This is a genomic window from Vibrio sp. AH4 (assembly GCF_030710545.1).
Taxonomy (GTDB): domain Bacteria; phylum Pseudomonadota; class Gammaproteobacteria; order Enterobacterales; family Vibrionaceae; genus Vibrio; species Vibrio metoecus.
The window spans coordinates 1-3,037 of sequence record NZ_JALAIV010000002.1 but is presented as its reverse complement, the minus strand read 5'-3'; the positions used below and the strand labels follow the sequence as shown (position 1 = coordinate 3,037).

3 protein-coding genes are annotated in these 3,037 nt (G+C 50.8%); all 3 read right to left on the bottom strand.

The genetic code is table 11. From position 1 onward, the window contains the following. The coding region (locus MKA69_RS13230; protein ID WP_305848251.1) for a molybdopterin-dependent oxidoreductase at positions 1-2,229 on the bottom strand (2,229 nt) is incomplete at its 3' end. 11 nt (positions 2,230-2,240) lie between these two features. Then, positions 2,241-2,438, bottom strand: coding sequence for a twin-arginine translocation signal domain-containing protein (locus tag MKA69_RS13225; protein WP_000711977.1), 198 nt, complete (start codon positions 2,436-2,438; stop codon positions 2,241-2,243). 76 nt (positions 2,439-2,514) lie between these two features. After that, the coding region (locus MKA69_RS13220) for a molecular chaperone (protein WP_305848250.1) at positions 2,515-3,037 on the bottom strand (523 nt) is incomplete at its 5' end.

Sequence of the window (3,037 nt, the reverse complement as noted above, 5' to 3'; positions counted from 1 at the left end):
ACGCTGAATACCGCCAGAAAGATCCGTTTTCCAGTTTTTACCTTCTGCAGCCACTTTCTCTTCCGCGGTTAAATCATCCCACCATCCGAGTTGTTTCAGCAGCTTATCGCTAAATTCTGGATAGCCGTCTTGCAGCTCACATCCTTTCGAGTAGCTGTCTTCAGCCAGCAAACTCTTACCTTCAAACTCCACACCAAAACGGGTACGGAAGTTACCGCCACCTTCGGCTACGGTTTTCGAGGTATCGTAAAGAATGTGTGTTCCGGGGTGTTTCATCTCTGGCGTTCCCCAACATGGCCAAGGCATACCGTAAGTATCGCCATTCGCAGGGCCACCTTCGGCAGCAAGCGTGGTTTTGTGGAAGGTGTGCCAGTTTTGTTGGTGCGTTTTCAAGCGCTCTGGGCTTTGTCCGGTGTAACCAATCGTCCACATACCGCGGTTAAATTCGCGCGTAATGTCTTCAATCAATGGCTGATTGTTCTCAACGCGAATGTTTTTACACAGTTGATCGACGATCCCCAGTTTTTGGCTGAGCAGATACATGATTTCGTGGTCAGGTTTGGATTCAAACAGCGGCTCAATCACTTGATCACGCCACTGAATAGAACGGTTAGACGCCGTCACACTGCCGTAGGTTTCAAACTGAGTGGTCGCAGGAAGTAGATACACTCCATCGGTGCGATCGTTCATTACCGCCGCAACCGTTGGGTATGGGTCAACAATCACCATCATATCCAGCTTTTGCATCGCCTTTTTCATTTCCACGCCGCGGGTTTGCGAGTTCACCGCATGACCCCAATAGAACATGGCGCGAATGTTTTCACGTTGCTGCAGGTTGTCTTTGTTTTCAAGTACACCATCTATCCAACGAGAAACAGGGATCCCCGGAGTTTCCATTGGCAATGCGCCGTTATAAGTGCCTTGGTCAAAGCGGTTTTTGATCCACTCGAAATCCACGCCCCATACGCTTGCCCAGTGTTTCCATGAACCTTCGGTCAAACCGTAGTAACCCGGCAATGTATCAGAAAGCACGCCTAGGTCGGTTGCACCTTGCACGTTATCGTGACCACGGAAAATGTTGGCACCGCCGCCTGATTTACCGATGTTGCCCAGCGCCAACTCAAGGATGCAGTACGCACGAGTATTGTTGTTACCTGTGGTGTGTTGAGTCCCCCCCATACACCAAACCACACAACCCGGACGGTTTTCCGCTAGGATTTTCGCTGTGGTGTAAACTTCTTCTTCGCTTACGCCAGTGACACGCTCAACTTCGGCTGGTGTCCATTTGGCCACTTCAGCGCGGATTTCATCCATACCGAAGACACGTTGACGGATGTACTCTTTGTCTTCCCAATTATTTTTGAACACATGCCACAGCACGCCCCAAATAAAGGCAACGTCACTACCCGGGCGCAGTGAGACAAAATAATCGGCTTTTGCCGCGGTACGGGTGCGGCGAGGATCGGCAACCACGATTTTGCAGCTGTTTTTCTCTTTCGCGATCAAAATGTGCTGCATCGCAACTGGGTGAGCTTCGGCGGGGTTAGAACCAATGAACAGCATCGACTTACAGTTGTGCATGTCATTGAATGAGTTGGTCATTGCACCATAACCCCAAGTGTTTGCTACACCCGCTACCGTGGTGGAGTGGCAAATACGTGCTTGGTGGTCAACGTTGTTGGTGCCCCACAGGGAGGCCATTTTACGGAACAGATAGGCCTGCTCGTTACTGTGCTTAGCACTGCCGAGGAAGTAAACCGAATCTGGGCCTGACTCTTCACGGATCTTCAGCGCTTTGTCACCAATTTCATTGATGGCTTGTTCCCAAGAGATCTTCTTCCACTTGCCGCCTTCGAGCTTCATTGGGTATTTCAGGCGACGTTCACCGTGGCCGTGTTCACGCAATGCTGCGCCTTTCGCACAGTGGCCGCCTGCGTTGAATGGGTGATCAAAAGCCGGCTCTTGACCAGTCCATACCCCGTTTTGTACTTCAGCGTAGATACCGCAACCGACGGAACAGTGTGAACAGATGGTACGCTTCACTTCCGTTTTTGCGCTGCGATCAACTTCGCTGGCCTGAGCTTTACGGATCATGCCCGGCGTAAACAGAGAGGCACCTACCGCCGCTCCGCCCGCTGCCAGTGACGTGTTTTTCATAAATGTACGACGGCTAATGCCGAGCTGATTTTGCTCTTTGGTCACGCTGTCTGAACGTTTGATGAGTCTCATCGGGTTGGCTCCTATAGCGTGTTGTAGTAATCACGAATGTGTTGAGTTTCGTGATAGCCTTTTTTCAGCGGCTCTTTGCTCTCGGTGCTTGCTTCACTGGCGACCGTTTGAGTACTGACCCCCGCGACCACAGCGCCAGCGACAGCCGCTGTGCCTAACCCTTTCAGCAGATCGCGTCTGCTTTGGTTTACTTGGTTCTCTTTTTTCATCGATTGCTTCCTTATTGCTTAAGTTTTAGCAACTTAGCTGTGCGTCTTAAGACGTCTGCTTTTCATTCCGGTTTGTTCACTGCTCAGCTTTATCGGTCAAGTTCTTCACCTCGATCCGATAACGATTCTTGCGACTGCTTGGTGCTTGTGTCATCGCCACTTGTTCTAAACTCAAAAAAGCGTCCAGAAGCTGCGCGACGGCTAAATAAAATTGTGCATGTGGAGCCTGACGAATTTGGCTCACCAGTTTGACAAACCACGATGCGATATGACGGTTGAAAAACGCTTGTTGCGTCTGCGCATCCGCATTTTCGTCATCACCTTGCTCACATAAATAAGCCATGGTTTCGCACAGCGCCGAGATATGATCTTCTGGCTCGCGCACTTGCTCATCACGCTCTAGCCCTAAGCGGCTCAAATCATCACGAATATCGGCCAGCGGCTTTTCCATCAGTGAACCAGTCAAATGCCATGAGGCAAAAGGCACGACTTCACCACGACCGATACCAATAAACAGCTCTTGATACTCGTCAGCCAAAGAGTCCGATTGAGCGTTTTGTGCGGCGGCGGATATCGCCTGCCACGCTTTCGCCATTTCG